Consider the following 15720-nt stretch of genomic DNA (forward strand, 5'->3'; position numbering starts at 1 on the left):
TGGACGCTCAGGTGAATACTCCGACTAGAAAGCGAAGAGCAACCCCGCCGCGTCTGCCCGTGGCAAAAAACGAGAGGATCATACCAGCATGGCGGTCGTGCCAACGTCAAAGGCTGCTCCGGCGGGGGCCGGGCAAGCCTCTCCCCCAACGCAATATGGACGCGCATTGGCCCTGCTGGCCACGCTGTTCTTCATGTGGGGCTTCATCACCGTGATCAACGGCACGCTGCTGCCGCATCTGCGCAGCGTGTTCGAGCTCAGCTATTTCCAGGCGGCGCTGATCGAGAGCGTCTGGTTCATCGCCTATTTCTTCGCCTCGATCCCCTCGGCCAAGCTGATCGAGCGCATCGGGTACCAGAAGTCGCTGGTCGTCGGGCTGCTGATCATGGCGGCGGGCGCGCTGGGCATGACGCTGGCGGCGAGCCTGCCGTCTTACGGCGTGACGCTGTTCATGCTGTTCGTCATCGCCAGCGGCATCACGCTGCTCCAAGTCGCGGCCAACCCCTATGTCGCGGTGATCGGCCCGTCCGAGACCGCCTCGTCGCGGCTCAACCTGGTGCAGGCGATGAACTCGGCCGGCACGATGCTCGCCCCGCTGTTCGGTGCCTATCTGATCCTCGGCCGCTCGAAGGGCGGCACCGCACACGCCGGCGCGGCCGCGCTGACCCAGGCCGAGCGCCTGGCCGATGCGCACGCCGTGATCCTGCCCTATGTGCTGGTCGCGGTCGTGCTGCTGGTGCTGGCGATCGTGATCGCGCGCTTCCCGCTGCCCGCGATGGGCTCGGCCACCAGCCGCGTCGCCAAGGAGGATCGCAAGCATCATAGCTTGTGGAACCACCGCAACCTGGTGTTCGGCATCGGTGCGATCTTCATCTACCTGATTGCCGAGATCGGCGTCGGCAACCTGTTCGTGAACTTCGTCAGCCGCCCCGAAATCGGCAACATGACGACCGAGCAGGCGGGCCGCTATCTCACGCTGTTGTGGGGCGGGATGATGGTCGGCCGCTTCGTCGGTTCGGCGATCATGCAGAAGGTGGATGCGGGTATCGTCCTCGCCGTCTTCTCGATCGGCGCGTTCGTGGTGATGATGGTCACCGTGTTCACCCACGGCGAAGTGGCGATGTGGTCGCTGATCCTGGTGGGCCTGTTCCACTCGATCATGTTCCCGACGATCTTCACGCTCGGCATCAAGGGCCTCGGCCCGCTGACCGAGGAAGGCTCGGGCCTGCTGATCATGGCGATCGCCGGCGGCGCGCTGGTGGCGGTGCAGGGCTGGCTGGCGGACACCTACGGCCTGCAGCACTCGTTCCTGCTGACCGCGATCTGCGAGCTGTACATCCTGTTCTACGCGCTGTGGGGCAGCAAGCCGACCAACGCGATCGAGGACTGATCGAATAGCGTCTCCTTCCTCGCGGAAGCGGGGGAGGGGGACCGCCGCCGCAGGCGGTGGTGGAAGGGGCGTCGCCACGGGCGGCGCTCTTTTCGTTTGTGCGGGAGGCGACTTCCCGTCGAGCGGCGGGTATTCTCCAGCAGGCGCTTGACCAGCGTGCGCATCACCGTTGCGCCGGTGCGGCGCCCCGAAAGTTCCGAAAGTTCCGGGAAAGCGACACAAAGCCCGTCCTCCGTGCGGATTCGCGACCGACCGACGAAGAACAAAGCATAAACAAGGTGTGTAGGAAAGGAACTTCCCGTGCAGCGTCGTACGCCCGCCGCCCGCGTCTGTGGCAGTCCCTCACATCGACAGGCGGGTGTCTTCCAGCGCGAGGTCGACCAGCGTGCGCATCGCCGCGGCGGCGGCATCGCCATCCCCCGCGGCAATCGCGTCGAACACCTTGATGTGATCGGGCACCGGGTCGCGCGGCAGGGCGCGGGCGCGCTGCTTGTACTTGGTCGTCCAGCTCACCGCCGCGCCGATGCTGGCGCTCAGCGCGACGAGCGCGTTGTTGTGGGTGGCTTCCAGCAACGCATCGTGGAAGTCGCGGTCCGCCGCGCGGCCGGCATCGGTCGCCAGCGTGTGGCGGCGCATCTTGGTGAGCGCGTCGCGCATCGCCTTCACGTCGTCGCGGTCGCGGCGCTCGGCGGCGAGGCGGGCGGCGGCGGGCTCGACCACCGCGCGCAGCTCGAACAGGTCGCGGACGAAATCGGTGTCGGGCTCGCCCGAGAACGCCCAGGCGAGCACCTGCGGATCGAGCATGTTCCACCGCGCGCGCGGCAGCACGCGGGTACCGGCCTTGGGGCGGCTCTCAACCAGGCCCTTGGCGGTGAGCACCTGCACCGCTTCGCGATAGGCGCTGCGCGACACGTCGAGCGCCTCGGCATTGGCGACTTCGCCGGTCAGCTTCTCGCCGGGCGCGATCGCGCCGGAGACGATCTGGGTGCCGAGATAATGGGCGATCGCCCCGCGCAGGCGGCGGCCCGAGCCCTTGGGCGTGCGGGTGATCGGCTGTACGCCTGCCTCGTCCACGCCGTCCGCCTGATCGTCCAATGCCATCCGCTCGCTCTCCTGCATATCTTCCCATGTAGCGCGAAGCCGTGCCGTCTCGCAAACGATGCGCGATTGCCAAGCGGGACAGAGGCGAATAAGTCGGACTAAACCGAGACTAAGGAGTGGTTCGATGGCGTTGCGGCTGATGCAGTATCGAGGGGCGGACGGACAGCGGCGGGTGATCGCCGCCGACGAGAGCGGCGCGCGCTTCGTCCGCGGTTTCGCCGATGTCCGCAGTCTGGCGCTGCATGCGATTCAAGCGGGCCAGTCGCTCGCCGAGGCGGTGGCGGCGGCGGGCAGCGACGGCGACGCCGATCCGGCGGCGGCGCTGGCGGCGGGCCAGCTGCTCGCGCCGATCGACCATCCCGATGCCGCGCACCTCGTGCTGACCGGCACCGGCCTCACCCATCTCGGCTCGGCCGAGGGCCGCGACAAGATGCACCGCGACGCAGCGGCCGCCGAGCACAAGACCGATTCCATGCGGATGTTCCTCGAAGGCGTCGAGGGCGGCAAGCCGGGTGCGGGCGCGATCGGGCAGCAGCCGGAATGGTTCTACAAGGGCAATGGCCACCATCTGGTCGGCCCCGGCGAGACGCTGGAAATGCCCGGCTTCGCCCAGGACGGCGGCGAGGAGCCCGAGCTCGCCGGCATCTATCTGATCGGCCCCGACGGCACGCCGTTCCGCCTCGGGCTGTGCCTCGCCAACGAGTTCAGCGACCATGTGACCGAGCGGCACAATTATCTGTGGCTGGCGCATTCCAAGCTGCGCCAGGCGGCCCTCGGGCCCGAGCTGCTGGTCGGCGATGCGCCGAGCGACGTGCGCGGCACCAGCCGGATCGTGCGGGGCGGCGCAACGCTGTGGGAGAAGCCGTTCCTCTCGGGCGAGACGAACATGTCGCACAGCCTCGCCAATCTCGAGCATCACCACTTCAAATACGGTCTGTTCCGCCAGCCGGGCGACGTGCATGTCCATTTCTTCGGCACTGCGACGCTGTCGTTCAGCGATGGGGTGAAGACGGAAGTGGGCGACACGTTCGAGATCGAGGCGGCGCCGTTCACCCTGCCGCTGCGGAATCCGCTCGCGCAGGTGGAAGATGCGGGGATCGCGGCGGTGAAGACGCTGTAACCGAAGTTCCCCTCCCGCCTGCGGGAGGGGTTAGGGGAGGGGCTGGACTGTCGCGGCGCTTCGGCCACGTTAGGCCCTCCCCCGCCCCCTCCCGCAAGCGGGAGAGGTGCGAAAGAACCGGGGCGTTACCCCTCGATTTCGACGACCGCGACGGACTTTGCCGGCAGCTCCAGCGTCACCGCGCCCTTGGCAACGCTGCCGCGGATCGGCTTGGGGACCACGGTATTCGGCGCCTCGAAGCTGTTGACCGCATCGACCTTCGCCGCCGTCAGCACCTCGCCCGTGGCGCTCTTCGCCGTCACGCCGGCGAACTTCACCGCCACCCGCGCCGGCTTGCCGGCATCGAGGTTGGTCACCGCCAGCCACAATTTGCCGTCCTTGCCCCGCGCCGCGATCGCGTCGACGCGCGGCATGGTCACGCCGTCATGGGTGTAGGTCCCTGCGTCGAACGACACCGGCACCGCCTGCGCGTCCTGGAAGGGCACGTACATGCGGAACACGTGATAGGTCGGCGTGAGGACCATCTTCTCCTTGTCGGTGAGGATCATCGCCTGAAGCACGTTGATCATCTGGGCGATGTTGGTCATCCGCACGCGGTCCGCATGGCGGGCGAAGATGTTGAGATGCAGCGCGGCGATGATCGCGTCGCGCAGCGAGTTCTGCTGGTACAGGAAGCCCGGGTTGGTGCCCGGCAGCGGCGCCAGCCATACGCCCCATTCGTCGACGACCAGCGGCACCTTCTTGTCGGGATCGTACTTGTCCATGATCGCCGAATGCCTGGCGATCATCCCGTCCATCGCCAGCGCCGCCTTGACCAGCTTGGCATAGCCCGTCTCGTCGAAGCCCACGCTGGGGTAGGAGGGCGGCCAGCCGCCGGTGGTGTAAGCGTGCATCGACAGGCCTTCGATGTTCCACGCCCAGTCATGGCCCTTCCACGCCGCCATCACCGCTTCGGTGTACGTCGTGTCGTTGTCGTTGGGGCCCACCGCGATGCGCTGCATCGGCTCCTTGCCCTTCTCGCCCTGCACGGGATCGAGATTATGGGTGAAGCGGGCGAAGCGCTTCATCAGGTCGATATAGGCGTCGGGCCGCATCGATCCGCCGCAGCCCCAGCTCTCGTTGCCGAGGCCGAGCCACTTGACCTTGTAGGGCGCGGCATGGCCGTTGGCGGCGCGTTCCTTGCCGGCGGTGGTGGTGGGATCGGCGGTCATATAGGCGAGCCAGTCGGCCGCTTCCTGGATCGTGCCCGAGCCGACATTCACGGAAACATAGGCCTCGGCGCCCACCTGGTCGGCAAAGTCCATGAACTCGTCGGTGCCGAAGCTGTTGGGCTCGCCCGATCCGCCCCAGTTGGTGTTGACGCTGCTGCGGCGCTTGTCCTGCGGGCCGATGCCGTCGCGCCAGTGATATTCGTCGGCAAAGCAGCCGCCCGGCCAGCGCACCACCGGCACCTTGATGGCGCGCAGGGCCGCGACCACGTCCTTGCGGATGCCGCGGGTGTTGGGAATGGCTGAATCCTTGCCGACCCAGATGCCGCCATAGATGCCGCTGCCGAGATGCTCGGCGAACTGTCCGAAGATGTGGCGATCGATCACCGGCCCCGGCTTGGCCGCGGCATCGACGGTGACGGTAACATCCTGCGCAAGGACGGGGGCGGGCGCGAGCAGCAGCGCCGCGCCGCAAAGCAGTGTCTTCCGAAGCATGGATCCTCCCTGATCTTTTCTCAGGTGCGCCATGCCATGAATTCTACTCCGACTAAAGAGGCAAGGTTCAGAGCGGCGGCAATGCCGGCGGCAGGATCCAGCGGGCGACGATCACCACCGCTACCACGGCCGCGACGCCGAGCACCGCGATCAGCACGCGCTGCGGCGGCGGCCGGGTTCCGCTGGCGGCGAGCAGCGCCAGGCCGGCGGCGAGCATGCCCCACACATGGTAGCGATAATCCGAAGCGACCCCGACGACGCCGAACGCCAGTTCGGTGAGGACAGCCGAGACCGCCAGCGTCACAGCAACGCCGCCCGCGCCGTCGCGTGCGGGCCAGCTGCAGATCAGCACGCCTAGCGCGACGGCGAACCACAGGATCGGCGCCCCCGCCGCGCTGCTCGCCAGCGTGTAACCGAGTTTCTGGAAGCCGGTGATCCGCTTGTCCGGGGAGCCCAGGCCGATCGTATTGGGCTCGGAGCGCGCCAGCGGCCCGGTGCCAGGCATGGTGGCGGGCATCCACAGCCGCATCTCGCTGTTCCAATGCGCGATCCGGTGCTGGGCATAGGCGAGCGGGTGGGTGGCGATGGCCTCGATCCAGGCGCTGCGCAGCTTGCTGCCCGGTGCGGCGCGCTGGAGCGTATCGACGATATAGCCGCATGCCTTCTCATCGCCGATCGGATCCCACAGGATCGGCGTGAGGCAGCCCCTAGCCTCGGCGCGGCGCCACAGCCGGGCGGGCACCTGCGGCACCGCCTCCGGGCCGGCATGATGCGCAATGCCGGCGAGATCGAACAGCGGCAGCGAGCGCTCCACCCCGCTCGGTGCGGCGTGCAGCAGCCGCTGGTTGATCGGGGTGAGCACGGCGATCACCGCGCCGATCGCGGCAATGACCAGCACCAGCTGGAAGCGCGGCCGTTCCCAGCGCCAGCCGCCGAGCAGGCCGAACGCCAGCGGCACGGTGGCGAAGGCGGCGTTGAAGCGGACCAGCGTGGCATAGCAAAGCAGCACCAGCACCAGCACTGCTGCCCAGAGCGGCAGCCGTCGGTCGTCGAGCCGCCACCAGCTCGCCAGGCCCACGGCGGCGAGGATCGCGCCCGCCATCTGGCCGTCCTTGAGTACCGCGATCTGCCAGCCGAGCATCGGCGGCCAGATGCCGAGCAGCAGCACGACCAGCGCCGCGATCGCCTGCCCCCGGCGGGCGAGTGCGCCGGCGAACAGCGCCAGGCCGCTCCAGTAGAGCAGCAGCTGCAGCACGAACATCGGCGCCTGCCCGCGCCAGCCCAGGCCATGGAACACCGCCCAGAGCCGCGCCATCGCCGGCGGGTGCCAGTCGTCATATTCGCCGCGCAGCACCTGCTGGTACTGGACGACGCTGTCGTAGCTGGCGACGCCCGGCCAGAAGAAAGCAAGAGTGATGCCGGCGAGCAATGCCGCGACGATCACCGCCGACAGGGCCTTGCGCCGGGTGCCGACCGGGCGGCGCTGCAAGGCACGCCCGCCCCGGCCGCGCGACGATGCGCCAAGGGCCTGGGAACGCGTGCGGTACATGGACATCGAGCGGCTTTCCTCGCGGACAAGGCAGAGTGGCGCGCAACTCTAGAAGCGAACGCCGCACGACGCCAGCGCACGCCCTCGCGCAAGGAGGGCGGTTCGTCGGGGTCGGCGGAAATAGAGTGCGCAGAGTATGGCTGTAGATGTTTCAGTACTCCGCGAAGTGCGCGATGTGCTTATTGCGAAGTAATCAAAGTAGCGTAAAATGAAGATGCGGACGCGAGTCGTCGCTGCCGCGGGGTGGCATAACAAAAATATAACAATCGCTAGGAGCGGAGTTGGCTATCGTCGCCAATTCTGTTTGCACTCGTTTGCATTCGGTGCCGCCAATGCGTGGCAAACGATAGCCGAATGCTCAATCTGGCAGGAGAGGGACAATGACGGTCTTTGCTATCCAGAATCAATGGGGCGGCAGCGGCGCGCCCTGGCATGAAGGCGGCATCTTCAACATCGGCAACCGTACCGACCAGCGCCCGATCGCGCTGAAGATCCAGTCGGGCGATGGCGGCCACAGCTTCACCGGCACCATGACCTATCAGGGCGAGGGCCCGATCGGCGTGCGCGCGACGCTGGTGACCACCAACACCTATCGTGTCGAGAACCAGTGGGGCGGCTCCAGCGCGCCCTGGCACGATGCCGGTCTGTTCCTGCTCGGCGCGCGCAACGGCCAGAACGCCGTCGCCTTCGATCTCCACTCGAACGACCAGGGGCAGACGCTCACCGGCACCATGCGCTATCAAGGCGAGGGGGACATCGGCGTGAAGGCGGCCGTGTCCGACGGCGTCGCCTATGACGCGCAGAACCAGTGGGACGGCGATCAGGCCCCCTGGCATGCGGGCGGCCAATGGGTGCTCGGATGCCGGCCGGAGCAGGCGGTCGTCGCGATCGACGTGTCGAGCGGCGATGGCGGCAAGACGCTGGCGGGCTCGATCACCTACAAGGGCGAGGGGCCGATCGGCTTCCGTGGCACGCTGATCATGGCCAACACCTATAGTGTGGTGAACCAGTGGGGCGGGAACGACCAGCCCTGGCATCCGGGCGGCACTTGGGTGCTGGGCTGCCGCACCAATCAGGGGGTGGTGGCGATCAACGCCAAGGGCAACGGCGTCGAGATCGACGGCACGATGACCTATCAGGGCGAGGGCCCCATCGGGCTGGAACTCGAGCGCGCGTCGCAGCAGGCGCTCGCCGAGGCCTGAGGGCCGCGCCCGGCCCCCAAGTCGGGCTTGCCTCGATGTGATCCCCCGCATCGAGGCCGGCAAGGCGGCGCGACGGCGCGGCCTGAAACGGCTCCGGCCCGGGTTTCCCCGGGCCGGAGCTTTTTCCTTGCGGGCGGCGCTGGTTGCGCCGCAACCGGATCAGATGTGGAGTGCCTTGCCGTAGGCGCCGAGCACGGCCTCGTGCATCGTTTCGCTGATCGTCGGGTGCGGGAACACCGTTTCCATCAGCTCGGCCTCGGTGAGCTCGCCGGTCTTGCCGATCGTGTAACCCTGGATCATCTCGGTCACTTCCGCGCCGATCATGTGGGCGCCGAGCAGCTCGCCGGTCTTGGCGTCGAACACCGTCTTCACGAAGCCTTCCGGCTCGCCCAGCGCGATCGCCTTGCCATTGCCGATGAACGGGAAGTTGCCGACCTTGACCTCGTAGCCCGCTTCCTTCGCCTTGGCTTCGGTGAGGCCGACGCTGGCGATCTGCGGGTGGCAATAGGTGCAGCCCGGGATGTTGCGCGGGTCCATCGCGTGCGGGTGGCCGCCGTTGATCGCCTCCACTGCAATCACGCCCTCATGGCTGGCCTTGTGCGCGAGCCACGGCGGCGCGGTGACGTCGCCGATCGCCCACAGGCCGTCGACATTGGTGCGGCAGGCGCCGTCGGTGACGATGTGGCCGCGCTCGGTCTTCACGCCCAGCGTCTCGAGGCCGATATTCTCGGTGTTCGGCACGATGCCGATCGCGACGATGACGTGGCTGAATTCCTCGACGGTGACCTTGCCGTCCTTGTCCTTGATCGACGCCTTCACGCCCGTCGCCGTCACGTCGAGCTTGTCGACGCCCGTCTGGGTGAGGATGGTCATCCCCTGCTTCTTGAACGCCTTTTCAAGGTGCGCGGAGACGTCCTTGTCCTCCACCGGCACGATCCGGTCGAGCATCTCGACGATCGTCACCTGCGAGCCCATGTCGTTGTAGAAGCTGGCGAACTCCACGCCGATCGCGCCCGAGCCGATGACCAGCAGCTTGGTCGGCATCTCGGTCGGCGTCATCGCGTGGCGATAGGTCCAGATGCGCTTGCCGTCGGCCTTGGCGAAGGGCAGGTCGCGGGCGCGGGCGCCGGTGGCGACGATGATGTTCTTCGCTTCGAGGTCGGTCTTCTTGCCGTCCGCGGCGGTGACGGTCAGCTTGCCCTTCGCGGTGAGCACGCCGGTGCCCATGTGCACCGCGATCTTGTTCTTCTTCATCAGGTGCGTGACGCCCTGATTCAGCTGCTTGGCAACGCCGCGCGAGCGCTTCACCACCGCGTCGAGATCGGCACTGATCTGGTTGGCGATCAGGCCGTAATCCTTGGCGTGCTGCATATAGTGGAAGATTTCCGCCGAGCGCAGCAGCGCCTTGGTGGGGATGCAGCCCCAGTTGAGGCAGATGCCGCCGAGCAGCTCGCGCTCGACAATGGCGGTCTTCAGGCCCAGCTGGGCCGCCCGGATCGCCGCGACATAGCCGCCGGGGCCCGAGCCGAGAACGATGACGTCGTAGGATTCAGCCAAGACTTGCTTCCTTCTGCTCCCTTCCCATCGGCAGGGGAGGGCTGGGGAGTACATAATGCGGCGCCGGCGAATTGCATGCGTCGCCCGGCGTCCGCGGGTGCGTTACGCGATCTGTTCCACCGGCCGCGGGCGCTTTTCGGCGTCGACCGCGACGAACACGAAATGCGCCTGGGTGACGAGGCAGCTTTCCTCGACATGCCGGCCACGCCGCCAGGCCTGGACCTCGATGGTCATCGAAGTGCGGCCGACCTTGACCAGCTCGGCATAGACCGAAACCTCGTCGCCGACCGAAACGGGGGAGTGGAACTTCATTCCCTCCACCGCCACCGTGACCGCGCGGCCCCGGGAATAGCGCGAGGCGAACAGCCCCGCCGCCATGTCCATATGGCTCATAAGCCAGCCGCCGAAGATGTCGCCATAGGGATTGGTATCCGCCGGCATCGTCGTCACCCGGATCGCCGGCTGGCGGTCGGGCGGGCCGCCCTGTTGATCAATCATCGCGAGCAGCCTCCTTGCTTCCGTTCAAGCGGGCGCGGTCTTCTGCATAAGCCCGCCGCAGCGGGCCGATGCCCATCGCCACCACCGCGACCATCGCGACATAGGCGACCAGCCAGATGTCGTGGGTGGCGCGGCGGTAGGACCAGGCGGCGAGCGACGCGATGATCCACGCCGCGATCAGCCCGACCACGATATGGATGACTTCGATCAATACGCGCACCGCCCGGCTCCGATCAGGCGATCATGCCCATCGGGGCTTCGACGAGTTCCTTGAAGACCTTCATCATCTCGGCCCCGTCGGCACCGTCGATGGCGCGATGGTCGAAGCTGCCGGTGGCGCTCATCACCGTCGCCACGCCGAGCGCGTCGTCGATGATGTACGGGCGCTTCTCGCCCGCGCCGATCGCCATGATCATGCCCTGCGGCGGATTGATCACCGCTTCGAACTGCTTGATGCCGTACATGCCCATGTTGGACAGGCTGGCGGTGCCGCCCTGATATTCCTGCGGCTGCAGCTTGCCCTCGCGGGCGCGGGCGGCGAGGTCCTTCATCTCGGTCGCGATTGCCGAGACGCTCTTGTTCGCCGCGTCCTTGACGATCGGGGTGATCAGGCCGGTCGGGGTCGACACCGCGACCGACACGTCGGCGCGGCTGTACTTGATCAGCTTGTCGCCGGTGAAGGTGACGTTGCACTTCGGGGTACGCGCCAGCGCGACACCCAGTGCCTTGATCAGCAGATCGTTGACCGACAGCTTCACGCCGCGCGCTTCGAGCGCCTTGTTGAGCTCACCGCGCAGCTTGAGCAGCGCGTCGAGGCGGATGTCGACCGTGAGGTAGATGTGCGGGACGGTCTGCTTCGACTCGGTGAGGCGACGCGCGATCGTCTTGCGGATGTTCGAGAGCTTCTCTTCCTCGTGCGGGATCGAATCGTCGAACCAGACCGCCTTGGTTTCCGCGGGTGCGGCGGCCGGAGCAGCCGTCGGGGCGGGGGCAGCAGCGGCGGCGGCCGGTGCGGCAGCAGGCGCGGCGCCGGGCTTGGCACCCTCGACGTCGGCCTTGACGATGCGGCCGTTCGGGCCCGAGCCGCTCACGCCGGCCAGGTCGACGCCCTTGTCGGCGGCAATGCGGCGGGCGAGCGGGCTCGCCTTGACGCGCGAACCCGACGCAGCAGCGGCCTGCGCGGGGGCAGGGGCCGGAGTCGGCGTGGGAGCGGGCGCGCTCGCGGCAGGCGCCGGCGCAGGGGTCGGGCTCGGCGCGGGGGCGGCAGTGGCGGACGATGCGTCCTCGCCTTCGCCGGCCATCACCGCGATCACGGTGCCGACCTTTACGTTATCGGTCCCTTCGGCGATCATGATCTTCCCGATCACGCCTTCGTCGACCGCTTCGAATTCCATCGTCGCCTTGTCGGTTTCGATCTCGGCAAGCAGGTCGCCGGATTTCACCGTGTCGCCTTCCTTGACGAGCCACTTGGCAAGCGTGCCCTCCTCCATGGTGGGAGAAAGTGCCGGCATCTTGATTTCGATTCCCATGAAGGTTCCCGTCGTTGGTCCTGGGGGTGGCTGGCCCCTCCTTTGCCGCCGCAGTCCCTAGGGTCAAGCCCCGCTCTTGCGCTGCGGCCCGCGCCGGTCCACTGAACGCAGGATTGCAAGGAAGGCCCCCATGCGCACCTATCTGGTGGTGATCGACGATTCGCCCGAGGCCGAAATCGCGCTGCGCTTCGCCGCACGGCGGGCGACCAAGACGGGGGGCAATGTCGAAATTCTCGCGCTGATTCCGCTTCCCGAATTCGTCCAATGGGGCGGCGTGATGGCGACGATCGAGGAAGAAGCGCGCGAGCGCGCCGAGGCGCTGGTGATGCGCGCGGCGGGCACGCTGTTCAGCGAATCCGGCCTGACCCCGTCGATCACGGTGCGCGAAGGCGACGGGCCGAAGGTGGTGCGCGAGATGCTGACGGCCAATGGCGACATCGCCGCCTTGGTGCTGGGCGCGGCGCCGAGCGGTGCGCCGGGCAAGCTGGTCACCCACTTCACCGGCGCGGATGCCGGCAAGCTCACCGTGCCGGTGATGATCATTCCGGGCTCGCTCGACATGGATGCGATCGACAGGCTGAGCTGAGTCGATTGACCGGCGCGGCCGGGCACGTCAGCATAAGCCCATGCGCATCCTAGATCTTTTGCCGCTCGCCCTGCTCGCTACCCCCGCTATCGCGCAGGATCGCCCCGATCCGCAGCGGCTGAAGGCCACCGTCGAAAAGCTGGTCAGCTTCGGGACGCGCCACACGCTGTCCGATCCCGACAACCCGACGCGCGGCATCGGCGCGGCGCGGCGCTGGTTCGGCGGCGAACTCACGAAGATCGGCGCGGCCTGCGGCGGCTGTATCGAGACGAGCGAGGTCGCGCGGGAGTTCAAGGGGCCGCGCGCACCCAATGGCGTGCGGATCGTCGACGTGCTCGGCATCCAGCGCGGCAGCGATCCCAATCGCGTCGTGATCGTGATGGGCCATATCGACAGCCGCGTGACCGACGTGATGAACGCCACCGCCGATGCCCCCGGCGCCAATGACGATGCCTCGGGCGTCGCGCTGGTGCTGGAATCGGCGCGGCTGCTCTCCAAGCACAAGTTCAAGGCGACCATCATCTATGCCGCGCTCTCGGGCGAGGAGCAGGGGCTCTACGGCGGGCAGCTGCTGGCGGACACGGCCAAGGAACGCGGCTGGACCGTCTCGGCGGTGCTCAACAACGACATCGTCGGCAACACGATCGGCCAGGACGGCCGCCGCGTGGCGGACCGCGTCCGCGTCTTCTCCGAGGGCGCGCGCGACTCCGAAACCGTGGCGGAGGGCAAGGCAAGGCGTGCCGATGGCGGCGAGGATGACGGCCCCAGCCGCGCGCTCGCCAAGGCGATCCGCGGCGTCGCGGCGGCGGATTCAGCCGGCCTCAAGGTGCTGATGGTGCGCCGTCCCGATCGCTTCGGGCGCGGCGGCGACCATTCGCCCTTCCTGGCGCTCGGCTATCCGGCGGTGCGGTTCTCGGTCGGCGTGGAGAATTACGACGCGCAGCATCAGGACCTGCGCACCGAGGGTGGCAAGGTCTATGGCGACACCGTCGACAGGATGGACTTCCCCTACCTCGCCAAGGTCACCGCGCTCAACGTCGCGACGCTGCGTCGCCTCGCCAGCGCCCCCGCCGCGCCCGAGCCGGTGATCCTCAGCGGCGCGCTCGCCACCGACACGACGGTGAAATGGCCGGCGGTGGCCGGGGCGGCGAAGTACCGCGTCTACTGGCGCTCCGCCGACAGTGACGCCTGGACCAACCATGTCGACGTCGCCGGCGACAAGACCGAGACGGTGCTGAAGGGCATCATCGTCGACGACAGCTTTGTGGGTGTAGCGGCGGTCGCAGCGGACGGAGCGGAAAGCCTGGTCAGCTTCGGCGCGCGCCCGGTGCGCGAACGTTGAACCTTCGGGCGCAAGGGTTCATAGGGGCCGCCAGCGGGGGCCAATTTGTTGAAGAGTCGAGTTTGAGTATGGCAACCCATCCCTTGTCCGACGATCCCGCCACGCTGCTCGTGGTGGATGACGACCGCGACATCCGCCTTCTCCTCGCCAACAGCCTCGGCGCGCGCGGCTACCGGGTCGAGACCGCGTCGAGCGCGCGCGACATGGACGTGATCCTCGAGAAGATGCCGGTCGATGTCGTGATCCTCGACGTGATGATGCCGGGCGAGGACGGGCTTTCCGCCTGCCGTCGCATCGCCACCGCCGACGGCCCCGACGTCATCCTGCTGAGCGCGCTGGGCGAGGAGCAGGACCGGATCCTCGGGCTCGAGGTTGGTGCCGGCCATTATCTGCCCAAGCCGTGCAGCCCGCGCGAGATCCTGGCGACCGTGCGCGCGGCGCTGCGTAAGCGCGGCACCACCGCCGCGCCGCCGGCGGGCGATGTCTACACTTTCGAGGGCTGGCGGATCGACCTGGGCAGCCACGAGCTGTTCGATCCCGACGGCGTGCTGGTCGGCCTCACCGACGGCGAGTTCGCGGTGCTGCGCGTGTTCATCGAACGCCCGCGCCGGGTGCTGACCCGCGAGGCGCTGCTCGCCGCGGCGCGCGGCCCGGACTCGGACGCCTATGACCGTGCGATCGACGTGCAGGTCAGCCGCTTGCGCCGCAAGCTGCGCTCGGGCGCGGACGAGATCATCCGCACGGTGCGCAATGAAGGCTATCTGTTCGTTCCCCGTGTGACGCGCGCATGAGCAACGGAACGGCGGCATCTCGCTCGCCGCTGTTCCTGCGCATCTTCGTGCGGATGCTCGCCTGCGTGGCGGTGGTGCAACTGCTCAATTTCGGGCTGCTGTTCGCGATCCAGACCCCCAACCCGAAGCTGCACACGGTCGGCCAGATCGCCCAGGCGATGCGCAATCCCGCCGCGGCGCCGGAGGGCTTTGAAGTGCTGCGGTCGCCCAAGGTCGAGCGCCAGCCCTGGAACCCGCGCGCCGAGCGGACCGAAGTCGCGCTGGCAACCGCGCTCGGCGTGCCCCCCGATCAGGTGATCCTGCGCTTCCCCGTCGGCTTCTTGCAGCGGCCGCAGGTCTATAACCGCGCAGGTCTGCCCCCGGCACCGGCCCCCGCCAACGCCGCCGCGGCGCAGGACGTGGTGGTCACCGGGGGATTCGAAGCCTCGTTCAAGCAGGCCGATGGCAGCTGGCGGACGGTGACGCCCGGCGAGGGGCTGGAGCCCTGGCGGCTGTTCGTCATTGCCTGGCTGGTGCTCTCCGCACTGGCGGCGGCGGTGTTCGCCTGGGCGATGGCGCAGCGCTTCGCCCGGCCGATCGGTGCCTTTGCCCGCGCTGCCGAGCGGCTGGGCCGCGATCCCCGCGCGCCGCCGATCGAGCTGGACGGCCCTGCCGAGATCGCCGAGGCGGCCCGCGCGTTCAACGACATGCAGGCGCGGCTCAATCGCTATGTCGACGATCGCGCGACGATGATCGCGGCGGTGGCGCACGATCTGCGCACGCCGCTGATGCGGCTGGGCCTGCGCGTCGAGGATGCCGATCCGGGGATGCGCGCGGCGTGCGAAGGCGATATCCGCGAGATGCAGGCAATGATCTCGGCGGTGATGGCTTATGTCCGCGACAGCAGCCGCATCGGCGTGCGCCGCCCGCTCGACCTGCGCTCGCTGGCCGAGACGGTGGTCGACGATGCCGCCGATCGCGGCGCGGACGTCAGCCTTGAACTGGGCGACCCGGTGGTGATCGAGGCGGACCCGGTGGCGCTGAAGGCGATGCTCGCCAATCTCGTCGGCAATGCGGTCAAATATGCCGGCGGGGCCGAGCTGGTGCTGTCGGCGCGCGACCGTGAAGCGGTGATCGCGGTGCGCGATCGGGGCCCGGGAATCCCCGACGGAGACATGGAGCGCGTGTTCGATCCCTTCTTCCGCGGTGAGCGTTCGCGCAACCGCGATACCGGCGGCATGGGGCTGGGCCTGGCCAGCGCCCGGGCGGCGGCGCGCGCGCATGGCGGCGACATCACGCTCCACCGGCGCAGCGGCGGCGGACTGTGCGCCACCGTCACGCTTCCGCTTTGATTTCAATCGTTTCCATCTACG

At 68.1% G+C, this 15720-nt stretch carries 14 protein-coding genes; 7 read left to right on the top strand and 7 right to left on the bottom strand.

Translation table 11 applies throughout. The features are described 5' to 3' along the window. Nucleotides 1-88: 88 nt before the first annotated feature. Nucleotides 89-1390, top strand: coding sequence for a sugar MFS transporter (locus ACTJKY_RS05340; RefSeq protein WP_440844681.1), 1302 nt, complete (start codon nt 89-91; stop codon nt 1388-1390). 342 nt (nt 1391-1732) lie between these two features. Here ACTJKY_RS05340 and ACTJKY_RS05345 read toward each other — a convergent pair whose 3' ends face one another. After that, complete coding sequence (locus ACTJKY_RS05345) at nt 1733-2491, bottom strand: FadR/GntR family transcriptional regulator (RefSeq protein ID WP_440844683.1); 759 nt, start codon at nt 2489-2491, stop codon at nt 1733-1735. Nucleotides 2492-2615: 124 nt separating this feature from the next. Between ACTJKY_RS05345 and araD1 the strand changes: the two genes are divergently transcribed. After that, complete coding sequence (gene araD1 / locus ACTJKY_RS05350) at nt 2616-3611, top strand: AraD1 family protein (protein ID WP_440844685.1); 996 nt, start codon at nt 2616-2618, stop codon at nt 3609-3611. A 125-nt stretch (nt 3612-3736) separates the two neighbouring features. Here the strand turns inward: araD1 and ACTJKY_RS05355 are convergent, their stop codons facing one another. Together ACTJKY_RS05355 and ACTJKY_RS05360 are read right to left on the bottom strand one after the other, a co-directional pair. After that, entirely contained in the window at nt 3737-5314 is a 1578-nt protein-coding gene (locus ACTJKY_RS05355; protein WP_440844686.1) for an alpha-N-arabinofuranosidase, read from the bottom strand. 67 nt (nt 5315-5381) lie between these two features. After that, nucleotides 5382-6803: a hypothetical protein gene (locus ACTJKY_RS05360; protein WP_440844688.1), complete on the bottom strand. Its 1422-nt coding sequence runs from the start codon at nt 6801-6803 to the stop codon at nt 5382-5384. Between the two features lie 440 nt (nt 6804-7243). Between ACTJKY_RS05360 and ACTJKY_RS05365 the strand changes: the two genes are divergently transcribed. Beyond that, nucleotides 7244-8065: a lectin OAA family protein gene (locus tag ACTJKY_RS05365; RefSeq protein WP_440844690.1), complete on the top strand. Its 822-nt coding sequence runs from the start codon at nt 7244-7246 to the stop codon at nt 8063-8065. A 159-nt stretch (nt 8066-8224) separates the two neighbouring features. Here ACTJKY_RS05365 and lpdA read toward each other — a convergent pair whose 3' ends face one another. From lpdA to ACTJKY_RS05385, 4 genes are all read right to left on the bottom strand, one after another. After that, nucleotides 8225-9622, bottom strand: a complete 1398-nt coding sequence (lpdA, locus tag ACTJKY_RS05370) for a dihydrolipoyl dehydrogenase (RefSeq protein WP_440844692.1) — start codon at nt 9620-9622, stop codon at nt 8225-8227. Between the two features lie 102 nt (nt 9623-9724). Beyond that, complete coding sequence (locus tag ACTJKY_RS05375) at nt 9725-10120, bottom strand: acyl-CoA thioesterase (protein WP_440844694.1); 396 nt, start codon at nt 10118-10120, stop codon at nt 9725-9727. Further along, nucleotides 10113-10340 (bottom strand): hypothetical protein, encoded by a 228-nt coding sequence (locus ACTJKY_RS05380; RefSeq protein ID WP_440844696.1) that lies wholly within the window; start codon nt 10338-10340, stop codon nt 10113-10115. Before ACTJKY_RS05380 ends, ACTJKY_RS05375 begins: the two co-directional genes overlap by 8 nt. 13 nt (nt 10341-10353) lie before the next feature. Continuing rightward, a complete protein-coding gene (locus ACTJKY_RS05385) occupies nt 10354-11649 on the bottom strand; it encodes a pyruvate dehydrogenase complex dihydrolipoamide acetyltransferase (RefSeq protein ID WP_440844697.1) in 1296 nt (431 codons plus the stop codon). A gap of 130 nt (nt 11650-11779) precedes the next feature. Between ACTJKY_RS05385 and ACTJKY_RS05390 the strand changes: the two genes are divergently transcribed. The 4 genes from ACTJKY_RS05390 (at nt 11780) to ACTJKY_RS05405 (ending at nt 15699) form a co-directional block, all read left to right on the top strand. Next, nucleotides 11780-12235, top strand: coding sequence for a universal stress protein (locus ACTJKY_RS05390; RefSeq protein WP_440844698.1), 456 nt, complete (start codon nt 11780-11782; stop codon nt 12233-12235). 40 nt (nt 12236-12275) lie between these two features. Beyond that, nucleotides 12276-13577 carry a M28 family metallopeptidase gene (locus ACTJKY_RS05395; protein ID WP_440844700.1) on the top strand — a complete coding sequence of 434 codons (1302 nt, stop codon included), beginning with the start codon at nt 12276-12278 and terminating at the stop codon, nt 13575-13577. A gap of 68 nt (nt 13578-13645) precedes the next feature. Next, nucleotides 13646-14368, top strand: a complete 723-nt coding sequence (locus ACTJKY_RS05400; RefSeq protein WP_440844701.1) for a response regulator — start codon at nt 13646-13648, stop codon at nt 14366-14368. Beyond that, a complete protein-coding gene (locus tag ACTJKY_RS05405) occupies nt 14365-15699 on the top strand; it encodes an ATP-binding protein (RefSeq protein WP_440844703.1) in 1335 nt (444 codons plus the stop codon). Before ACTJKY_RS05400 ends, ACTJKY_RS05405 begins: the two co-directional genes overlap by 4 nt. Nucleotides 15700-15720 lie beyond the last annotated feature (21 nt).

Source organism: Sphingomonas sp. 22176 (genome assembly GCF_052045505.1).
GTDB lineage: Bacteria > Pseudomonadota > Alphaproteobacteria > Sphingomonadales > Sphingomonadaceae > Sphingomonas.